Consider the following 17,629-nt stretch of genomic DNA (forward strand, 5'->3'; position numbering starts at 1 on the left):
CATCCCGGCCGCGAACTCCTCCAACCGCGGCCGCACCTGCTCCATCTCCTCCGGTGTCACGGATCAGAACAAGATCACACAACGGGCAGGATCAGCGGGAACGACACACCTAACAAAGTACTACTAGTGTCCCGAGTCGAAAGTCCACCACGTATCTCGACGGCCCAGCTCCACGCTGAGCGCACTGGCGAACCGGCCGAGTACGCCCGGTACGAGGCCGGCTCGCCGGCGCACTCAGCGAGAACCTGGATCCGCCGATATACGCACCGAACTTCCGACTCGGGACACTAGATGGTTGATCCCTGGGTTCTCAGGTCACCGCTGCAGAGCAACCATCTGCCCTTGATCGCTGCGCCGGCCCCGGTTGCGGCTCCGGCCCGGTGGGACCGCCTCCTGGCGGCGCCGCGCGCCCCATCGGGCAGGCCCCGGCCTGCCCGCGCTGCTGCCCCGCCCCGCACACTGCGCGGCGCCGCCAGGAGGCCCGGAGAAGGACCCCACGGTCTTGCCCATGGGAATCGACCGTCTAGGGGACGAGGATCGCCCGGCCCCGGACCCGTCCGGCGTCGAGGTCGTCGATCGCCTGCTGGAAGTCGTCCAGCGCGTACCTGGCGGTGTGCAGCGTGACCAGGCCGCGCGCGGCCAACTCCATCAGGTCGCACAGGTCGTCGTAGCTGCCGACCAGGTTCCCGACGACGTTCTTCTCGGCGGAGATCAGGTCGATGGTCGGGACGTCGACGTTCTCGCCGTACCCGACGACGTGGTAGTCGCCCGCCCGCTTCGTCATCCGCAGGCCCTCCGACGTGCTGCCGCCCTCACCGACGAAGTCGACGACCACCTCGGCCCCGGCGCCTCTCGTGAGCTCCAGGACATGATCGACGTGTCCGCCGTCGGCCACCACGCCCTCGTCCGCGCCGATCGACTCGGCCAGCTTCACCGCCGCCGGGTTGCGGTCGACGACCACGATCCGCGCCGGCGTCGACGCCTTGAGCACCTGGATCCCGATGTGACCCAGGCCGCCCGCACCGATCACCACGCAGGTGTCGCGCGGGCCGAGCCGCCGGGCCGCCTTGGTCGCCGCGTGGTACGCGGTCAGCCCGGCGTCGGCGAGCGCGGCCACGTCGGCCGGCTCCAGCCCGTCGTCGAGCCTGACGACGCTGCGGGCGGAGGTCCGCAGGTATTCGGCGTACCCGCCGTCGGTGTCGATGCCCGGGAACTGGGACTGCGTGCAGTGCACGTCGTCGCCCGAGCGGCAGGCGCGGCACAGCCCGCAGGTGATCAGCGGGTGCACGATGACCTTGTCGCCCTCGCGGACGTTGGTCACGGCGCCGCCCACGGCGTGCACCCAGCCCGCGTTCTCGTGGCCGATCGTGTACGGCAGCGTGACCCCGGACTTCTCCTCCCACTGCCCTTCGAGGATGTGCAGGTCGGTGCGGCACACGCCGGCGCCGCCGATCTTCACGATCACGTCGAAGGGCCCCTCGACGGTGGGGTCCGGGACGTCGGTCATCTCCAGGTCGTGGTGGTACCCCACCACCTGCACGGCCTTCACGATGCGTTCTCCTCGAGGTCGTATCGGGTGGCCAGCAGGCCACGGCAGAAGTGGGCGTTGCCCTCGATCGAGATCCGGGTGGACCGGGCCAGCCGCAGCCGCAGCGGCACCTCGTCGGGCGGGTACGGGGTGCCGTCGGCGTCGACCAGTACCGGCAGGGCGGGGTCGTCGCCCAGCCCGATCCCAGCGCGCCGGCGCAGCAGGGCCGCGGTGGCGTCGTCGGCGGGCAGGTCGCCGATCGTCACGCCGTGCAGGTCGGCCGCCGTGCGGGTGCGGTCGGCCCGCAGCAGCCGGGTCAGCACCCGTTCCATCGCGGCGGTGTGCGCCTTGCGCCGGAACGTCTCCCGCAGCTCGACGAGGCTCTCCTCGGCCTCGTGGGCGAACGTGCCCCGGTAGCCCGCGTCGGCGGCGAGGCCGCGGTTGATCAGTTCGGAGTCGTGGTGGTCGTCGAGCTCCACGGTCACCCGGCGGGCCCAGGGCAGCGCGGTGAGCGCGTCCTTGGCGTCCGAGGCCATCAGGTAGGCGAAGTTCGGCGAGCAGAAGGAGGTCGGCAGCCGCAGGTGCACCGTGACGGCCGCACCGTCCACCTCGAGCGAACGGACGAAGCCGAGGTCGGTGATCGGCTCGTCCAGCTCGGGGTCGACGACCGTGCCGAGGGCGTGGAGCGCGTCCCGTTCGGGGGCGGACATGCTCAGGCCACCGCCACGGCCTGCGGCTCCTCGCGGGGCAGCTGCAGCTCGGCGGGCACCGGGATGTCGTACATCGCGGCGGCGTCCAACCCGAGGATCTTCTTCTTCTGCGCCGTGGTCAGCGGCGCGTACTCGGTCATGTCCTCGGGGATCTGGAAGTCGACGAACCGCTCGACCAGCCAGCGCGGCGTCCAGATCGCGTAGTCGCTGGAGAACTGGATCCGGTCCTCGTCCAGCCAGTACAGGAGCTCGCCGATGATCTGGGCGAAGTACTTCGGGCGGGTGTGGATGAACGGGATGGCGACGGCCAGGCCGGCGTGCACGTTCGGCTCCTGGGTGGCGATCCAGCAGAAGTCCTCCAGGCGCGGCAGCCCGCAGTGCTCGATCACGAAGTTCATCTCGGTGAAGTCCGTGGCGACCTTGTCGACGTCGGCGACGTCGAACGCGTCGCGGTCCAGCGGCCGGATCGTCGGGCCCTTGTGGATGTGGATGTTGCGGATCCCCAGCTCCTGGGCCGTCTCCAGGTAGCGGTAGGACCAGGGGTCGTCGAGCTTCCAGCCGCGGGACTGGCCGTGCCACTCGGCGGTGTAGAGCTTCACACCCTTGAGATCGAACCGCGCGGCGTCCGCACGGAGCTGCTTGAGGCCCTCCTCGCCGTTGCGGGGGTCCCAGTAGTGGTTGTAGGTCAGCTTGTCCGGGTGCGCCTTCGCCAGGGCCGATGCCTCCTCGGTCTGGCCGAACCCGGCCCGGTAGAACTCGCCGAGGTGGGCGGGCTGGAAGATCGCGTGGTCGACGTGCCCCACGTCGAACAGGTCGTGCATCAGCCGGTCGGAGCCCTGGTAGAGGTAGTCCTCGTAGGGCCATACCTCGGCCTGCGGGCTGAGGTTGCGGTGGTAGTCGTAGAAGCAGTCGATGAACTGCTTGCCGTGGATGTTGCGCTGGTTCTGCGGACGCGCGTCCCAGAGCGCGACGTGCGCGTCGACGATGAAGTAGTTCTCGCCGTCCTTCGAGTACATCGTTGTCTCCTCGTCTCGCGGGATGGCCCGGGACGCTAGACAGCCGCCGGCCCCGTGCGGGCCCGGCAGCGTCTCAATCTGAGACCACATCATGGCGACGTCGCGACAGCGTTGTGTCACAGTTCGTTGGGTCGCAGTTCGTTGGGTCGCAGTTCGAGGACGCAGCGAAGCGTCCGAGGAGAGGTTCTCGATGGACGGAGAGGCGCAGTTCGCCGAACGTGAGCTCATCGCGCGGGAGCGCGGCGTGATGGTCCCGGTCTCGTCGCGGCTCACCGCGTCGTGGCGGCGCAGCGCGGGCTACGGGGTGTCGCTGGACGCGGTGAACCCGGTCTTCGCAGGCCAGGTCGATGACGGCTCGCTCTTCTTCGAGTGCGTGCAGGAGGTGCTGCACGGGCTGCACACCACGCTCGCCGACGAACCGGTGAGCCTCATACTCACCGACAGCGCGGGCTGAGCCGGATGTGCACCGACACGACGCTGCTGCGCGCCCTCGACCGCGTGTACCTCGCGCCGGGCTTCGCGTTCTCCGAGCGGGAGGCGGGCACCAACGGGCTCGGGCTCGCACTCGCCGACCGCGCACCGTCGCTCGTGCGGGCCGACGAGCACTACTGCACCGGCCTGTGGGGCTACACGTGCGCCGCGGTGCCGGTGGCGGACCCGGCCACCGGCAGGCTGCTCGGCAGCGTCAACCTCACGACGTGGTCGCGGCAGGCGGACACCCTGCTGCTCGCGCTCGCCCAGATGGCGGCAGGCCACACCGCCGCCCTGATGCAGGCGCGCTCGCGCGGCGCCCGGCCGCGACCGGTTCCCAGGGGCGAGGTGTTCCGGGTGGCCCCGGCCGAGCCGGACGAGCCCTCCCCCGCCCTGTCCGCGGCCTGGCGCGGGCCCCTCGACACCGTGGTGGCGGCGTTGCGGGCCGGTCGCGGCGTCGCGGTCGTCGGCGAGCCGGGCGTCGGCAAGGCAGCGCTGCTCGCCGCGGCCCACCACCGCGTCCGCCCGCACGACCGGCTGCTCACCGCCCGCCCGCCCGCCCGCCCCCGACGACGCCGAGTCGTGGCTCGCCCTCTGGACACCCGAGCTGGGCAAGGAGCGCACGAGCGTGGTGGTCGGCCGGGTCGACGCGCTGTCGTCGTGGGCGGCCGCCGAGCTCGCCGTGATCGTCGAACGGGCCGGGCGGCGCGCGTTCGCCCTGACCGCCGAGGACCCGGCCGCGATCCCGGCTCCGCTGCAGGAGCTCGTGGACGAGGTGGTCGAGGTGCCCGCGCTCCGCTACCGGCCCGACGACGTGCTGCCGCTCGCCCGCTGGTTCGCCCGGCGCGTCCGCGGCCGCGAGGTCCGGTTCACCCCGGACGCCGCCCGCGCGCTCACGACGTACCACTGGCCGGGCAACGCCACCCAGCTGCAGCGCGTGGTGCGCGACGCCGTGATCCGCGGCGACGTGGTCGACACCCGCCACCTCGCGGCCGAGGTGTTCAGCGGCGCCACCAGGCGCCTCACCCGGATCGAGACGCTCGAGCGCGACGAGATCGTGCGTTGCCTGGTGGAGCCGGGCGTCACCGTCAACGAGGCGGCCGCCGAGCTCGGCATGAGCCGGGCGACGATCTACCGCAAGATTGCGCAGTACGGCATCCGGATCCCCGGCCGCGGCTGACGGGCGGGCATCATCGCGGCGTGCGAGAGCAGGACGACGCGGTGGGCCCGAGCGAGTGGGCCGTGCCCGGCCAGGTGGGTGTGGGGCCGTGGCCGGGCGGGCGGCCGGGGTGGCCGCGCGACGAGCGGTACGACCCGGAGCTGCTCGAGCACGGCGACGCGCGCAACGTGGTGGACGCCTACCGGTACTGGCGCCGCGACGCGGTGGCCGCCGATCTCGCGCGGCGTGCCCACCCGTTCCACGTGGCCATCGAGAACTTCGGTCACGACCACAACATCGGCACGGTGGTGCGCACCGCCAACGCGTTCGCCGCCGCCGGCGTGCACATCGTCGGGCGGAAGCGGTGGAACCGGCGCGGGGCGATGGTGACCGACCGCTACCTGCGGGTGCACCACCACGGCGACGTGGCCGCCCTCGCGGACTTCGCCGACGCCCACGGCCTCGCCGTGGTGGCCGTGGACAACACGCCGGGGGCCGCTCGGATCGAGACCGCGCGGCTCCCGCGCGACTGCATGCTGCTCTTCGGCCAGGAGGGCCCCGGTGTGACCGGCGAGGCCCGCGCCGCGGCCGCGCTGACGGTGTCGATCGCCCAGTTCGGCTCGACCCGCTCGATCAACGCCGGGGTGGCTGCGGGCATCGCGATGCACACCTGGATCCGGCAGCACGCCGACCTGAACACCGCCTGGTGACGCCCCGCGCGCTCGCTTCGTTCGGCACAGGGGCCAGGGGCCCTGTGACGACTGCGCGCAGCGCGCGGTGCGTCCGGTGTCAGACCGGCGCCAGCTCGTCGGCCGGCACCACCAGCAGCGCGCGAACCGGCGGGTCGCCCGGCGCTCGGTAGAGGTCGTTGGCGGCGAAGAGCCAGTCGGCGGACTCGGGGAACGTGAGCAGGTGGACGTCGCCGCTGCGCAGCCGGACCCGCTCGCCCGCGGCGAGCCCGCGGCCCAGGCGGACCAGCTCCCCCAGGTCGTTGAGCACCTTTGCGGCGACGGCCGGAGCGGTGGCGAAGAGGATGAGCTCGGGGTGGCCGAAGCCGGACAGGCCGACCGTGTAGACGTACGGCGGGCCGTCCTCGTCGCCGGGCATCGGCTGCAGCGCCCAGCCGTGGCGACGGATCATGTCGCGCTGCCAGGCGCCGTACTGGTCGGCCTGGTGGGTGGATGCGATGGGCTCCATGGTCTCGAACATACATTCGAACACCGACGAAAACGATGAGACTCGCCCAGGAGGGGTTTGTAGGCTCCCGCGGTGCCGACCGTCCGCCAGACGCTGCTGTTCGACGCCGACGACACCCTCTGGGAGAACAACGTCCTCTTCGAGCGCGTGATCGACGCGTACCTCGACTGGCTCGCCCACCCCACGCTCGACCGCGCCGCCACCCGCGCCGTGCTGGACGAGGTGGAGCGCGCCAACGTGGTCGTGCACGGATACGGCAGCGCGAGCTTCCTGCGCAGCCTGCACGACTGCTTCGAGCGGCTGAGCGAGCGCCCGGCCAACCCCGCCGAGGCGCGCGAGATCGAGGAGCTCGCGAGGGCACTCGTGTTCGACGAGGTGGAGCTCGTGCCCGGGGTCGCAGAGACCCTCGTCGAGCTCGGCGACCGCCACGACCTGCTGCTGGTCACCAAGGGCGAGCCCGCCGAGCAGCAGCGGAAGATCGACGCCTCGAACCTCGCGCACCACTTCGCGAGCATCCACATCGTGGCGGAGAAGCACCCGGGCACGTACCGGTCGCTCGTCGCCGAGCACGAACTCGTGCCGGCAACGACCTGGATGATCGGCAACTCGCCGCGCTCGGACATCCTCCCGGCCCGTGCGGCGGGCCTGAACGCCGTGTTCATCCCGAGCCCGCACACGTGGGTGCTCGAGGAGGACGAGCTCGACCCCGCCGACCGCGGGGTGGTGCACCTGAAGCACTTCCGCGAGCTGACGGAGCACTTCTGATGCCGGTCGATCCGCGGGTCGACCCGGCCGTGTCGGTCGTTTTCGCTTGTCACGACGGCCAGGGCCGGGTATTGCTCGCCCGCCGCGGCCGGGGCGCCCGGGACGAGCGCGGCACCTGGGACACCGGCGCCGGAGCCCTCGAACACGGCGAGTCGTTCGCCGATGCCGTGCGGCGGGAGGTCCGCGAGGAGTACACGGCCGACGCGCTGGACGTCGAGACGATCGGCGTCCGCAACCTCCTGCGAGGCGGATCGCACTGGGTGGCCGTCGTCAACGCCGTGCGCGTCGATCCCGCGGCCGTGGCGATCGGGGAGCCGCACAAGTTCGACGAGCTGGGCTGGTTCTCGCTCGACGCGCTGCCGGCGCCGCTGCACTCGCAGCTGCCGGCGACACTCGACCTGTTCCGCGAGTGGGCGAGCGGCACGTGGGGACTCGCCGGGCCCGCGCAGCAACCATGATCGATGGCAGGGGGACGTGAACCGCGTGGCGAGGGTGTTGCCGAATTGGGGGCGCGCTGCCCAGGCTTGATCAGCGCCTGCGTTCTCCGCCCGCTCCCGTGCGGTTCTGTGACCACTCTCGTCGATCACGGTCGGCGCTAGTTGGACCGCGGCGCACGGATCCCACCGCAGGCCCGCATCGCAGACCCTGTGACCGCACTGTCGACCACGCCTCACCCGGCGCTCGGTGGAGCGGTCGCGCTGGCCATCCATGTCCGGGCCAGGCGCCGGCAGCGGTCCACCAGCACGAAGCCCAGCTGTCGTACTAGGACCGCGCCTTCGCGTACTCCTCCACCCGCTGCATGACGTCCGCGTCCACCTTGCTGGGGTGCCCCGCGTCGAACGGTGGCTGCGGGTCGTACTCGATGAACACCTGCGCGGCCTTGGCCGCCACGTCGTCGACGAGCAGCGCGACGAGCCGGATGGCCATGTCGATCCCGGAGGAGACGCCCGCGGCGGTGATGATCCGCCGGTCGAGGTGCTCGACCACCCGCTCATGGACGGGCTCGGCGCCGAACCGGCGCAGGTGCTCGTACGCGCTCCAGTGCGTCGTTGCTGTCAGCCCGTCGAGCAGGCCGGCGGCCCCGAGGGCGAGGGAGCCGCTGCAGACCGAGGTCGTGTACCGGGTGCCGGGGTGCACGGCGCGCAGCCAGTCGAGGTGGGGCCCGCCGGCGAGGAGGTCGCGGGTGCCGATCCCGCCCGGCACGACCACGACGTCCGGCGCGGGCACCTCGGCGAAGGCGGCGTCGACCGTGAGGCCGAGGAAGCCGTTGTCGGTGCGGACCTCGCCGCGCCGTTCGCCGGTGAACACGACGTCCACCTCGGGGACGCGCTGCAGCACCTCGTAGGGCCCGATTGCGTCCAGCGCGGTGACGCGGGGGAACAGGGCGATGGCGATCTGCACGGCAGTTCCTCTCTCAGTGCACCGCGAAGCGGCGGCGGTAGTGGCCGGGCGCGACGCCGAGGCGGCGCAGGAAGGCGCGGCGCATGGTCTCGGCGGACCCGAAGCCCGCGCGGGCGGCGGCCACCGTGACGAGCACGGGTTCGGTCTCTAGCAGGCGGCGCGCGGTGTCGACGCGCACCTGCTCGACGTAGTCGCCGGGCGGGCAGCCCAGCGCACGCGTGAACTCCCGGCTGAAGTGCCGCTCGCTCATCCCCACCCGGGAGGCGAGCACGGAGACGCGCAGGTCGGCGGTGGGGTCGCCGTGGATGAGGTCCTGGGCCTCGCGGACGCCGGGGCGGCGCGCGGGCGGCGTCCACACGGGCCCCGCGAACTGGCTCTGCCCGCCCGGCCTGCGCAGGAACACCACGAGGTGGCGGGCGATCTGCTGGGCGACGTCCGGCCCGTGATCGGCTTCCACCAGCGCGAGCGCGAGGTCGATGCCCCGCGGTGACGCCCGCAGCGGTCCAGATCCGGCCCTGCCGCAGGTAGATCGCGTCGGGCCGGACGTCGACGCCGGGGTGGGTGCGGGCGAGGTCGGCGGCGTAGTACCAGTGGGTCGTGGCGCTCAGCCCGTCGAGCAGGCCGGCGGAGGCGAGGGCGAACGATCCGGTGCACACCGACACGACCCGCTCCGCGCGCTCGGCGGCGCGACGCAGCCAGCAGACGAAGGGGTCGGTGCCGGACATGTCCACGGCGGCGTTTCCACCCGGCACGAGCAGGGTGCCGATCGGCCCGGACTCGGGGAGCGGACCGTCGGCCACCAGCTGCATCCCGCTGCCCGCGCGGATCGGGCCCGGCCGCGCCGCGACGAGCGATATCCGGTAGCCGCCACCGTCTCCGCGACGATCGAGCACGTGGCCGGCCGCGGCCAGCACCTCGTGCGGTCCGGCCACGTCCAACGGCTGCACGCCGTCGTAGAGCGGGATCAGGACCTCGTGGACGGGCACGCGATCAGCGTCGCGCCGGTGCCGTTGTGGCGTCAACGACACGGGTCCCACGCTTTCGGCCATCGTGCAGACTGGCCAGATGGCCGCTGCGGACGTCGACTGGAGGGAACGGGCGGGCATCGCCGAGCGCGCTGTCGTCCGCCGGCACGTGCGCCGCGTCGGCGGCGTCCTGCCCGGCACCCGGATCGGCCGGGTCCGCTGGCCCCGCCGCGGCCCGGCCCCGCTCGTGCCGTGGCACTACTGGTGGCAGGCGCACCTGCTCGACTGCCTGATCGACGCACAGCTGCGCGCGCCGGACCGGACGCGCGCCAAGGCGATCGCGGCGTTCGCCCGTAGCGTGCGGTTGCGCAACGGCTGGTCGTGGCTGAACCGCTACTACGACGACATCGCATGGCTCGGCCTCGCGTTGCAGCGCGGGGGCACGCTGGTCGGGCGCTCGGGCCCGTCGGCGCTGCCCAGGATCACGCACCGGCTGCACGACGGCTGGACCGAAGGCGGTGGCGGCGGCATCTGGTGGCGCCGCGACGACGACTTCAAGGCGGCCCCGGCGAACGGGCCCGCGGCCATCCTGCTGGCGCGCGACGGGCAGTCCGCGTTCGCGGCGGCGATCGCCGACTGGATGGCCGAGACGCTCGTGGACCCCGATTCGGGCCTGGTCCGCGACGGCGTGCGGGTCGCGCCCGACGGTTCGGTGCGCGCCGTCGAGCCGTACATCTACACCTACAACCAGGGCGTCTACCTGGGTGCCTGCGTGGAGCTCGCCGCCCGCGACGGCCACCAGCGCTGGACCGACCGCGCGCTCGCGGTCGTCGACGCCGTGCGGCAGCGACTCGCCGGGCCGGACGGCGTGCTGCCGGGGTCGGGCGGCGGCGACGGCGGCCTCTTCGCCGGCATCACGGCCCGCTACCTCGCCGACGCCGCCCTGCGCGTTCCCGAGCTGGCCGACGCGTCGCGCGAGCTGGTGTTCGCCAACGCCGAGGCCGTCTGGAAGGGGCGGGCCGAGATCGGCGGCGGGCCGGTCTTCTCGGCCGAATGGCGTGACCCGGCGCCGGAGCCGCGGGCCGGCACACCGGAGGCCGACCTGTCGGTGCAGCTCTCCGGCTGGATGCTGCTGGAGGCCGCGGCCCGGTTGCAGGAGGCCTGACGGTGCGGGGTCAGGCGGCGTCGCGGAGGTCGTCGTCCGGCCTGCCCCGCGGGCGCTCCGTGGTCTCGTCGACCGGCTTGCGGACGTCCTGCAGGTACCGGTAGAGCCCGAAGCCGCTGCCGACCACGAAGAAGCCGACGGCGAGGATCGTGGCCGCCTCCTTGAGCCACGGGATGCTGTCGAGCAGGCCGGCGCCGTAGTAGCCGAGCATGATCAGCGTGGGCACCCACAGGAGTGCGCCGACGGAGTTGGCGAGGATGTAGCGCCGGTTGTTCATCCGGGCCGCGCCGGCGATCATCGGCGCGAGCGTGCGCACCCACGGCAGCCAGCGGGCCACCACGATGGCCCAGAAGCCCCACCGCTCGAAGAACGCGGCGGCCCGGTCGAGGTTGGCGCGGTTGAGGATCCGGCCCTCGCGGCGGGCGAGCATGCGGGTACCCGCGTACCGCCCCACGAGGTAGCCCACCTGGTTGCCCCCGACGGCGACGGCCGCGGCGACGAAACCGAGCGTCCACGCGCTCGCCCCGTGCGCGCCGTGGGCGAGGACCACGCCCGCCGCCAGCAGCAGGGAGTCTCCGGGCAGGAACATGCCGACGATGGACGCGCACTCGAAGAAGACGAAGGCGAGTACGACCGCCCACACCGTGATCGGCCCCGCCTGGTCGAGCGGCCCGGCGAGGGCGAGCTGGGCGACGACGTCGGTCACGGGATTCCAGGGTAGGGGCTTCCCGGAGGCTCGGGCGTGGGTCGCCGGGCGTTACGCCGCATGCCTCCGCGGCTTGCGCCGCGCGCGCAGCACCTCGACGACGATCGGCAGCAGGGAGATCGCGACGATGAGGATCAGCATCAACTCGATGTTCTCGCGCACGAAGGTGAGCTGGCCGAGCCAGAACCCGAGAACCGTGACCCCGGCGGCCCACACGACGCCGCCGATGACGGAGTAGGTGAAGTAGCGCCGAGGCTCCATCCGCCCGACGCCCGCCATGACCGTGATGAACGTGCGCACGATCGGCACGAACCGGGCGAGCACGATGGCGCGGTTGCCGTACTTGTCGAAGAAGCCCTGTGTCTTCACGACGTGCTCGGGCTTGAACAGGCGTGACTGCGGCTTGTCGAAGATCGCCGGCCCCGCCTTGTACCCGATCCAGTAGCCGGAGGCGTTGCCGATGACGGCCGCCGCCACCAGGATCGCGCACACCAGCCACAGCGGGGCGTCGATCGCGCCCTGCGCCACGAAGAGCCCCGCGGTGAACAGCAGCGAGTCTCCGGGGAGGAAGAAGCCGAGCAGGAGGCCGCACTCGGCGAAGATGATCAGGGCGAGCCCGACGAGCGCCCACGGCCCGAGCCACGAGATGATCGTGTCGGGCTGCAGCCACTCCGGGCCGAGTGCGAGCGTCACGGGACAGACGGTACCGGTCAGCCCAGTGGGGGCAGCACGCCCGGGGCGAGCAGGGACACCAGCGCGAGCGCCGTGCCCAGCGCGGCGCCCCCCAGCAGCGCGAGCAGCAGGGCGGTGGCGGTGCTCGTGCCGGAACGGCCCGCAACGCGGCGCGCCGGGCGCGTGGTGCCCCGGCCGCCGGCGCCGGTGGCCCTCGCCCGCAGCGCTTCGGCGAGCCGTCGCTCGGACTCGTCGGTCGCGGTCACGGGGCCCATCGTGCCGTACGAAGGGCCCGTCCGGGGGATCTGGGTCGATGGTCTGGGCGCCAAGAGCGCGGCTCAGGTCCCCCGGACGGGCCCTTATCAGGCGCGCGAACCCATGACGCGCGCGACGGCGTCGAGGGCGCGGCTCGCCGTGGACTTGACCGTGCCCCGGCTGATGCCCGTGGCCTCGGCGATCTCGGCCTCGGAGAGGCCGCCGTAGTAGCGCAGCACCAGTACCTCGCGCTGCCGGGGTGGCAGCGTCGAGAGCGCGTCGACCACGGCCTGGTGCTCGGCGGACAGCAGGGCGAGCGACTCGGCCGAGCGGGCGTTGACCTGGTGCGGGGGCACGTAGTCGCGCGCGGTGCGCCGCCGCCGCAGCACCGAGCGCGAGCCGTTGACGACGGCGGTGCGCAGGTAGCCGACGGCAGCGGCCTCGTCGCGCAGCCCCGACCAGTGCCGGTGCAGCCCGGCGAACGCCTCCTGCACGACGTCCTCCGCCGTGCTGGGGTCGTCGACGAGCAGGACGGCGAGCCGCACCATCCGCATGCGGTGGTCGCGGTACAGGTCGGAGATCGTGAGGGGCGTGCCCGGCGCGTGAGCAGACTCGGGCCGCGCGTCGAGGCGTCGCAGTCGCGAGAGCGTGGCCTCGACGGCGTTTCCCCCGCCATCCCGCAGCACCCTGCCGAGCCTAGTGCCCCCCGGGAGAGCCGCCGACAGGCACGTCGGGCGGGCTGTGCGGGATACTGGCGCGAGCCGCGAACGTCGAGGAGGGTCAGTCGTGCCGATCGCCACCCCCGAGATCTACAACGAGATGCTGGACAAGGCGAAGAGGGGTGAGTTCGCCTACCCGGCCATCAACGTCACGAGCTCGGAGACGCTGAATGCCGCGCTGCGTGGCTTCGCCGAAGCGGAGAGCGACGGGATCGTGCAGTTCTCCACCGGCGGGGCCGAGTTCGCCTCCGGCGGCAAGGTCAAGGACATGGTCACGGGTGCCGTGGCGCTCGCCGAGTTCGCGCACGTGGTCGCGAAGAAGTACCCGGTCAACATCGCGCTGCACACCGACCACTGCCCCAAGGACAAGCTCGACTCCTACGTCCGACCGCTGATCGCGATCAGCCGGGAGCGGGTCGACCGGGGCGACAACCCGCTCTTCCAGTCGCACATGTGGGACGGCTCGGCCACCGAGCTGCACGAGAACCTGCGGATCGCGGCCGAGCTCCTCGACAGCGCCGTCAAGGCGAAGATCATCCTCGAGGTCGAGATCGGGGTCGTCGGCGGCGAGGAGGACGGGATCGCCAACGACATCAACGAGAAGCTCTACACCGCGCCGGGTGACTACGAGGCCACGGTCGAGGCGCTCGGTGGCGGGGAGAAGGGCCGCTACCTGCTCGCGGCCACCTTCGGCAACGTGCACGGCGTCTACAAGCCGGGCAACGTCAAGCTCCGCCCGGAGATCCTCAGGACGGGCCAGGAGGTCGCCACCGCGAAGCTCGGGCTGGCGGAGGGGTCGAAGCCGCTCGACCTGGTCTTCCACGGTGGGTCCGGCTCGCTGCTCGAGGAGATCCACGAGGCCGTGAGCTACGGCGTCGTCAAGATGAACATCGACACCGACACCCAGTACGCCTTCACGCGCCCGATCGCGGCGCACATGTTCACCAACTACGACGGCGTGCTGAAGGTCGACGGCGAGGTGGGCAACAAGAAGGTCTACGACCCGCGCTCGTACATGAAGGCCGCCGAGGCCGGCATGGCCGAGCGGGTGGCGCACGCATGCGAGAACCTCAAGTCGACGGGCACCACGCTGCGATGAGCTTGCAGGGGAACCTCCTCGGGCCGGAGCCGACGCTGCTGCCGGTCGACCCGGCCGCCGCCGAGCTCGACCGGGGCACCGAGGCGGCCCAGGTGGCCGCCGCCCATCCGACGTCGAGCCTCGCGTGGGCCGTGCTCGCCGAAGGCGCGCTCGACGGCGGGGAGACGATCGCCGGGTACGCCTACGCCCGCACCGGCTACCACCGTGGGCTGGACCAGCTGCGCCGCTCCGGGTGGAAGGGCTTCGGCCCGGTGCCGTGGTCGCACGAGCCCAACCGGGGCTTCCTGCGGGCGCTGGCCGCCCTGCAGAAGGCGGCCGCGGCGATCGGGGAGGCGGACGAGGCGGAGCGCTGCCGCGTCTTCCTCTCCGACTCCGACCCGGAGGCGGCCACCGCCCTCGGCCTCGGCTGACCCGATGCCCGCGGCCACCCGGCTGCGCACCCGGCTCACCGCCGGAAGCCGCAGGCTGCAGCTGTCCGCACTGCCGATCGGGCAGTGCGCGGTCGCCGCGGGCGTCGCGTGGTTCGCCGCCACCGAGGTGATCGGCCACGCTCGCCCGTTCTTCGCGCCGATCGCCGCCGTGATCAGCCTCGGGATCTCGCTGGGCAGCCGGCTGCGCCGCACCGTCGAGCTGGTCATCGGCGTGAGCCTGGGCGTGCTCGTCGGGGACGCGCTGATCTCGGTGATCGGCAGCGGGCCGTGGCAGATCGTGCTCGTCGTCGCGCTCGCGATGGCCGCGGCGGTGTTCACCGACGGGGCCACGCTGCTCGTGGGGCAGGCCGGCGCGTCGGCCGTACTGGTGGCCACGCTCCTCCCGCCGGGCGGCGCGGCAGGTTTCGACCGCTGCATCGACGCACTCGTCGGCGGCGCCGTCGCGCTCGCCGTGGCCGCCGTGATCCCGTCGGACCCGGTGGGTCCGGTGCGCCGCGAGTCGCGCGTCCTGCTCGACGAGCTCGCCGCCGTGCTCGCCGACACCGCGGAGTCGCTGCGGCGGCGTGACGCCGAGGCCGCATCCGCTGCGCTGGCACGGGCCCGGGCCAGCCAGCCGCTGATCGACGAGCTGCGCGCGGCGCTGCGTGGCGGTCACGAGGTCACCCGGGTCTCGCCGCTGTTGCGCCGTCAGCGCAGACCGCTCCGTCGCTACGAGGAGCTGGCCAAGCGCGCCGACTACGCCATGCGCAACGCCCGGGTGCTGGTGCGCCGCGCGTACACCGCGCTCTGCGACGACGAGCCGTCCGCCCCTGAGCTCGCCGACGTGGTGAGCGAGCTGGCCACCGCCGTCCGGGCGCTCACCGCCCAGCTGGGCCGGGACGGCGACCGGGAGCTGGCCCGCGAGCCGGTGATCGACGTGGTCCGGCACGCGAGGGAGCTCGCCCGAGCGATCACCCCCGGCCCCTCCGAGGTCGTGATCGTGGCGCAGGCGCGCTCGATCGCCCTTGACCTGCTGCAGGGCACCGGGATGTCCCGGCAGGAGGCCCTCCACGCGATGCGCGACGACGGCCCGGACCGGGACTGAGCCGCTCGCGCCCGTGCTCGGCACGAGGTCGCGGTCCCAGCGCATCGGCGATCGGACGGCCGTTGGGCCGGTGGACCCGTTGGTGCCGGACCGACCCTCAGATGCCGCCGTCCGGGTGGTCCTGCCTCCGGATCTCCATGATCGGGAACCCGGCGGCCCCGACCGACGTTCCCCGCCCGTGCATCTGCTCGTGCGCTGGTTGCTCGGTCCGCTCGCCCGGTTCATCTACCGACCGGTGGTCCACGGCGCGGAGTGGGTGCCCCGGCAGGGCCCGGTGATCCTCGCGGCCAACCACCGCGCCGCCGTCGACACAGCGGTGATCGCGCTGACGGCCGGTCGTCCCGTGTCGTACCTCGCGAAGGCGGAGTACTTCGTCGGCAAAGGGCTGAAGGGCCGCGCGCTGGCGTCGTTCCTCTCGGCGCTGGGGTACGTGCCCGTCGACCGCGCGAACGCGAAGGCGGGGCTGGCGGCCCTGCACGCGGCGCGCGGGGTCCTCGACGCAGGCGGTGCGTTCGCGATCTACCCCGAGGGCACGCGGTCGCTCGACGGGCGCCTGCACCGCGGGCACACCGGGGTGGCCAGCCTCGCGCTCTCCACCGGCGCACCGGTGGTGCCGGTCGGGCTGATCGGCACGGAGCTGGTGCAGCCGGTGGGCAAGAAGTTCCCCCGGCCGTACCGGGTGGTGGTCCGGTTCGGGCAGCCGCTCGACTTCGGCCGGTACGAGGGCCTCGAGGGCTCCAGCGCCATCCGCCGCGCCGTCACCGACGAGGTGATGGACGCGATCGCACGGCTGTCCCACCAGGAGTACGTCGACACGTATCACGAGCGCCCCGCGGCCTGAGCGGTCCGCCGGGACACCGCCAGGTGCCCGGCGAACGCGAGTCCGGCGCCGATGAACCAGCTGAACGCCGCCGCGTCGGAGGAGCCGAGCAGCACCACGAGCATCGCCACCGTGGCGCCCACCGCGGTGGCGGCGATCGCCACGGGGTTGTAGCCGCGCCGGTAGTGGTAGGTGCCGTCGGGGCGCAGCGTGTACAGGTCGTCGACCGCGACCCGGCGCTTCTGCACCAGGTAGTAGTCGGCGATGAGCACGCCGTAGAGCGGGCCGATGAAGGCGCCGAGGGTGTCGAGCGTGTAGTGGATGACCTCCGGGCTGGAGTAGAGGTTCCACGGCGTGATCAGCACCGAGCCGACGGCGGCGATCATCCCGCCCATGCGCCAGCTGATCCGCTGGGGCGCGACGTTCGAGAAGTCGAACGCGGGCGAGACGAAGTTCGCGACGATGTTGATGCCCACCGTCGCGATCATGAATGTCAGCGCGCCGAGACCACGGCGTAGGTGTTGTCGAGGCGGGCCACGGTCTCGACCGGGTCGGTGATCAGCTCGCCGAACACCGGGATCGTGGCCGCCGTGGTGATCACCACCAGCAGTGCGAACGCGAGGAAGTTGACCGGAAGCCCGAGGAAGTTCCCCCGCTCGACCGCGGCGAACGTGCGGCCGTAGCGGGCGAAGTCGCCGTAGTTCAGCATCGGTCCCGAGAAGTAGGACACGACGAGCGCGATCGCGGTGAGCATCACCGGGACCGACGCCCACCCGGTGATGCTGACCTCCACCAGGTTCAGGTCGATGGACCCCCAGCCCGCCTCCAGCACGAGGTAGCCCGCGAGCAGGAACATCACCACGTAGACGGCGGGACCGCAGAAGTCGATGAACTTGCGGATGGCCTCCATGCCGTTCCAGAACACCGCGGCCTGCGCCACCCACATCGCCAGGAACGCGGCCCAGCCGAGTGCCGAGAGCCCGGCGAACCCGTACGCGTCGACGTCCGCATAGGGCGTGAGCCCCGGCCACAGCTTCAACGCGACCACCACGAGCGACGCCGATGCCAGGTAGGTCTGGATCCCGTACCAGGCGACGGCGATGAGCCCGCGGATGATCGCCGGGATGTTCGCGCCGAGCACGCCGAACGCCACCCGCGAGATCACCGGGTACGGGGTGCCGGTGGCCTGGCTCGGCCGCGCCACCAGGTTGCACAGCCCGTAGACGATCGTGATCCCGATCAGCAGCGCGACCAGCACCTGCCACGCCGCCAGCCCGAGGGCGAACAGGCTGCCGGCCGTGACGTACCCGCCGACGCTGTGCACGTCGGACATCCAGAACGCGAAGAAGTTGTAGCTGCCCCAGCGCTGTTCCGGCAGCGGTGCGAGGTCCTCGTTGGTGAGGCGGTCGTCGTAGGGATGACGTACTCCCGCATCGGAGTTGGTGAGGGAATCGGTCATCGCGCCT

23 protein-coding genes and 1 pseudogene are annotated in these 17,629 nt (G+C 72.5%); 10 read left to right on the top strand and 14 right to left on the bottom strand.

Annotated elements, in window-relative coordinates; genetic code table 11:
* Positions 1-523: 523 nt before the first annotated feature.
* The 3 genes from ABEA81_RS15030 to ABEA81_RS15040 are packed head-to-tail and all read right to left on the bottom strand — an operon-like array spanning position 524 to position 3,254.
* Positions 524-1,549, bottom strand: a complete 1,026-nt coding sequence (locus ABEA81_RS15030; RefSeq protein WP_345605683.1) for an NAD(P)-dependent alcohol dehydrogenase — start codon at positions 1,547-1,549, stop codon at positions 524-526.
* Entirely contained in the window at positions 1,546-2,238 is a 693-nt protein-coding gene (locus ABEA81_RS15035) for an iron-sulfur cluster assembly protein (protein ID WP_345605684.1), read from the bottom strand. The genes ABEA81_RS15030 and ABEA81_RS15035 overlap by 4 nt, the downstream gene beginning before the upstream one ends.
* A gap of 2 nt (positions 2,239-2,240) precedes the next feature.
* Entirely contained in the window at positions 2,241-3,254 is a 1,014-nt protein-coding gene (locus ABEA81_RS15040; protein WP_345605685.1) for an amidohydrolase family protein, read from the bottom strand.
* Positions 3,255-3,444: 190 nt separating this feature from the next.
* On the opposite strand from ABEA81_RS15040, the gene ABEA81_RS15045 reads away from it, so the two are divergent.
* Entirely contained in the window at positions 3,445-3,708 is a 264-nt protein-coding gene (locus ABEA81_RS15045; RefSeq protein WP_345605686.1) for a hypothetical protein, read from the top strand.
* A 172-nt stretch (positions 3,709-3,880) separates the two neighbouring features.
* Here the strand turns inward: ABEA81_RS15045 and ABEA81_RS15050 are convergent, their stop codons facing one another.
* Positions 3,881-4,213: a hypothetical protein gene (locus ABEA81_RS15050; RefSeq protein WP_345605687.1), complete on the bottom strand. Its 333-nt coding sequence runs from the start codon at positions 4,211-4,213 to the stop codon at positions 3,881-3,883.
* Between the two features lie 140 nt (positions 4,214-4,353).
* On the opposite strand from ABEA81_RS15050, the gene ABEA81_RS15055 reads away from it, so the two are divergent.
* Entirely contained in the window at positions 4,354-4,905 is a 552-nt protein-coding gene (locus tag ABEA81_RS15055; protein WP_345605688.1) for an AAA-type ATPase lid domain-containing protein, read from the top strand.
* A 20-nt stretch (positions 4,906-4,925) separates the two neighbouring features.
* Positions 4,926-5,594 (top strand): TrmH family RNA methyltransferase, encoded by a 669-nt coding sequence (locus ABEA81_RS15060; RefSeq protein WP_345605689.1) that lies wholly within the window; start codon positions 4,926-4,928, stop codon positions 5,592-5,594.
* A 79-nt stretch (positions 5,595-5,673) separates the two neighbouring features.
* Here ABEA81_RS15060 and ABEA81_RS15065 read toward each other — a convergent pair whose 3' ends face one another.
* Positions 5,674-6,081 (bottom strand): DUF4262 domain-containing protein, encoded by a 408-nt coding sequence (locus ABEA81_RS15065; protein ID WP_345605690.1) that lies wholly within the window; start codon positions 6,079-6,081, stop codon positions 5,674-5,676.
* Between the two features lie 72 nt (positions 6,082-6,153).
* Between ABEA81_RS15065 and ABEA81_RS15070 the strand changes: the two genes are divergently transcribed.
* Together ABEA81_RS15070 and ABEA81_RS15075 are read left to right on the top strand one after the other, a co-directional pair.
* Positions 6,154-6,846, top strand: coding sequence for an HAD family hydrolase (locus tag ABEA81_RS15070; protein ID WP_345605691.1), 693 nt, complete (start codon positions 6,154-6,156; stop codon positions 6,844-6,846).
* Positions 6,846-7,304 (top strand): NUDIX domain-containing protein, encoded by a 459-nt coding sequence (locus ABEA81_RS15075; protein WP_345605692.1) that lies wholly within the window; start codon positions 6,846-6,848, stop codon positions 7,302-7,304. The genes ABEA81_RS15070 and ABEA81_RS15075 overlap by 1 nt, the downstream gene beginning before the upstream one ends.
* A gap of 304 nt (positions 7,305-7,608) precedes the next feature.
* Here ABEA81_RS15075 and ABEA81_RS15080 read toward each other — a convergent pair whose 3' ends face one another.
* The 3 genes and pseudogenes from ABEA81_RS15080 to ABEA81_RS15090 form a co-directional block, all read right to left on the bottom strand.
* Positions 7,609-8,247, bottom strand: a complete 639-nt coding sequence (locus tag ABEA81_RS15080; RefSeq protein ID WP_345605693.1) for a DJ-1/PfpI family protein — start codon at positions 8,245-8,247, stop codon at positions 7,609-7,611.
* 13 nt (positions 8,248-8,260) lie between these two features.
* Complete coding sequence (locus tag ABEA81_RS15085) at positions 8,261-8,704, bottom strand: GlxA family transcriptional regulator (protein ID WP_345605695.1); 444 nt, start codon at positions 8,702-8,704, stop codon at positions 8,261-8,263.
* An 85-nt stretch (positions 8,705-8,789) separates the two neighbouring features.
* A pseudogene (locus ABEA81_RS15090) lies at positions 8,790-9,353 on the bottom strand (DJ-1/PfpI family protein); the annotation flags it as partial.
* On the opposite strand from ABEA81_RS15090, the gene ABEA81_RS15095 reads away from it, so the two are divergent.
* Positions 9,313-10,377 carry a glycoside hydrolase family 76 protein gene (locus tag ABEA81_RS15095; RefSeq protein ID WP_345605696.1) on the top strand — a complete coding sequence of 355 codons (1,065 nt, stop codon included), beginning with the start codon at positions 9,313-9,315 and terminating at the stop codon, positions 10,375-10,377. The pseudogene ABEA81_RS15090 and the gene ABEA81_RS15095 sit on opposite strands and share 41 nt — an antisense overlap.
* Positions 10,378-10,387: 10 nt before the next feature.
* Here the strand turns inward: ABEA81_RS15095 and ABEA81_RS15100 are convergent, their stop codons facing one another.
* The 4 genes from ABEA81_RS15100 to ABEA81_RS15115 form a co-directional block, all read right to left on the bottom strand.
* Complete coding sequence (locus ABEA81_RS15100; RefSeq protein ID WP_345605697.1) at positions 10,388-11,083, bottom strand: DedA family protein; 696 nt, start codon at positions 11,081-11,083, stop codon at positions 10,388-10,390.
* 51 nt (positions 11,084-11,134) lie between these two features.
* Positions 11,135-11,776, bottom strand: coding sequence for a DedA family protein (locus tag ABEA81_RS15105; protein ID WP_345605698.1), 642 nt, complete (start codon positions 11,774-11,776; stop codon positions 11,135-11,137).
* A 17-nt stretch (positions 11,777-11,793) separates the two neighbouring features.
* Positions 11,794-12,021 (bottom strand): hypothetical protein, encoded by a 228-nt coding sequence (locus ABEA81_RS15110; RefSeq protein WP_345605699.1) that lies wholly within the window; start codon positions 12,019-12,021, stop codon positions 11,794-11,796.
* Positions 12,022-12,117: 96 nt separating this feature from the next.
* Positions 12,118-12,696, bottom strand: a complete 579-nt coding sequence (locus ABEA81_RS15115; RefSeq protein WP_345605700.1) for a SigE family RNA polymerase sigma factor — start codon at positions 12,694-12,696, stop codon at positions 12,118-12,120.
* A gap of 100 nt (positions 12,697-12,796) precedes the next feature.
* Here ABEA81_RS15115 and fbaA point away from each other — a divergent pair, with 100 nt between their 5' ends.
* The 4 genes from fbaA to ABEA81_RS15135 all read left to right on the top strand — a co-directional run bounded on the left by fbaA (position 12,797) and on the right by ABEA81_RS15135 (position 16,184).
* Positions 12,797-13,828 (top strand): class II fructose-bisphosphate aldolase, encoded by a 1,032-nt coding sequence (fbaA, locus tag ABEA81_RS15120; protein ID WP_345605701.1) that lies wholly within the window; start codon positions 12,797-12,799, stop codon positions 13,826-13,828.
* Complete coding sequence (locus ABEA81_RS15125; protein WP_345605702.1) at positions 13,825-14,238, top strand: DUF3151 domain-containing protein; 414 nt, start codon at positions 13,825-13,827, stop codon at positions 14,236-14,238. The genes fbaA and ABEA81_RS15125 overlap by 4 nt, the downstream gene beginning before the upstream one ends.
* A gap of 4 nt (positions 14,239-14,242) precedes the next feature.
* Entirely contained in the window at positions 14,243-15,343 is a 1,101-nt protein-coding gene (locus ABEA81_RS15130; protein WP_345605703.1) for an FUSC family protein, read from the top strand.
* Between the two features lie 178 nt (positions 15,344-15,521).
* Entirely contained in the window at positions 15,522-16,184 is a 663-nt protein-coding gene (locus ABEA81_RS15135; protein WP_345605704.1) for a lysophospholipid acyltransferase family protein, read from the top strand.
* Here ABEA81_RS15135 and ABEA81_RS15140 read toward each other — a convergent pair.
* On the bottom strand, positions 16,163-16,651 hold the full coding sequence (locus ABEA81_RS15140; RefSeq protein WP_345605705.1) for a cytosine permease: 489 nt from the start codon (positions 16,649-16,651) through the stop codon (positions 16,163-16,165). The genes ABEA81_RS15135 and ABEA81_RS15140 overlap by 22 nt on opposite strands.
* 5 nt (positions 16,652-16,656) lie before the next feature.
* On the bottom strand, positions 16,657-17,622 hold the full coding sequence (locus ABEA81_RS15145; protein WP_345605706.1) for a cytosine permease: 966 nt from the start codon (positions 17,620-17,622) through the stop codon (positions 16,657-16,659).
* Between the last annotated feature and the right edge of the window lie 7 nt (positions 17,623-17,629).

It is taken from the genome of Pseudonocardia adelaidensis (assembly GCF_039543345.1).
GTDB classification, from domain to species: Bacteria; Actinomycetota; Actinomycetes; order Mycobacteriales; family Pseudonocardiaceae; genus Pseudonocardia; species Pseudonocardia adelaidensis.

What these genes read in the sequence shown, in the direction of transcription:
- ABEA81_RS15035 (WP_345605684.1), bottom strand. Translation starts at nt 2,238, where the DNA reads ATGTCCGCCCCCGAACGGGACGCGCTCCACGCCCTCGGCACGGTCGTC.
- ABEA81_RS15040 (WP_345605685.1), bottom strand. Translation starts at nt 3,254, where the DNA reads ATGTACTCGAAGGACGGCGAGAACTACTTCATCGTCGACGCGCACGTC.
- ABEA81_RS15045 (WP_345605686.1), top strand. Translation starts at nt 3,445, where the DNA reads ATGGACGGAGAGGCGCAGTTCGCCGAACGTGAGCTCATCGCGCGGGAG.
- ABEA81_RS15065 (WP_345605690.1), bottom strand. Translation starts at nt 6,081, where the DNA reads ATGGAGCCCATCGCATCCACCCACCAGGCCGACCAGTACGGCGCCTGG.
- ABEA81_RS15075 (WP_345605692.1), top strand. Translation starts at nt 6,846, where the DNA reads ATGCCGGTCGATCCGCGGGTCGACCCGGCCGTGTCGGTCGTTTTCGCT.
- ABEA81_RS15095 (WP_345605696.1), top strand. Translation starts at nt 9,313, where the DNA reads ATGGCCGCTGCGGACGTCGACTGGAGGGAACGGGCGGGCATCGCCGAG.
- ABEA81_RS15125 (WP_345605702.1), top strand. Translation starts at nt 13,825, where the DNA reads ATGAGCTTGCAGGGGAACCTCCTCGGGCCGGAGCCGACGCTGCTGCCG.
- ABEA81_RS15130 (WP_345605703.1), top strand. Translation starts at nt 14,243, where the DNA reads ATGCCCGCGGCCACCCGGCTGCGCACCCGGCTCACCGCCGGAAGCCGC.
- ABEA81_RS15140 (WP_345605705.1), bottom strand. Translation starts at nt 16,651, where the DNA reads ATGATCGCGACGGTGGGCATCAACATCGTCGCGAACTTCGTCTCGCCC.
- ABEA81_RS15145 (WP_345605706.1), bottom strand. Translation starts at nt 17,622, where the DNA reads ATGACCGATTCCCTCACCAACTCCGATGCGGGAGTACGTCATCCCTAC.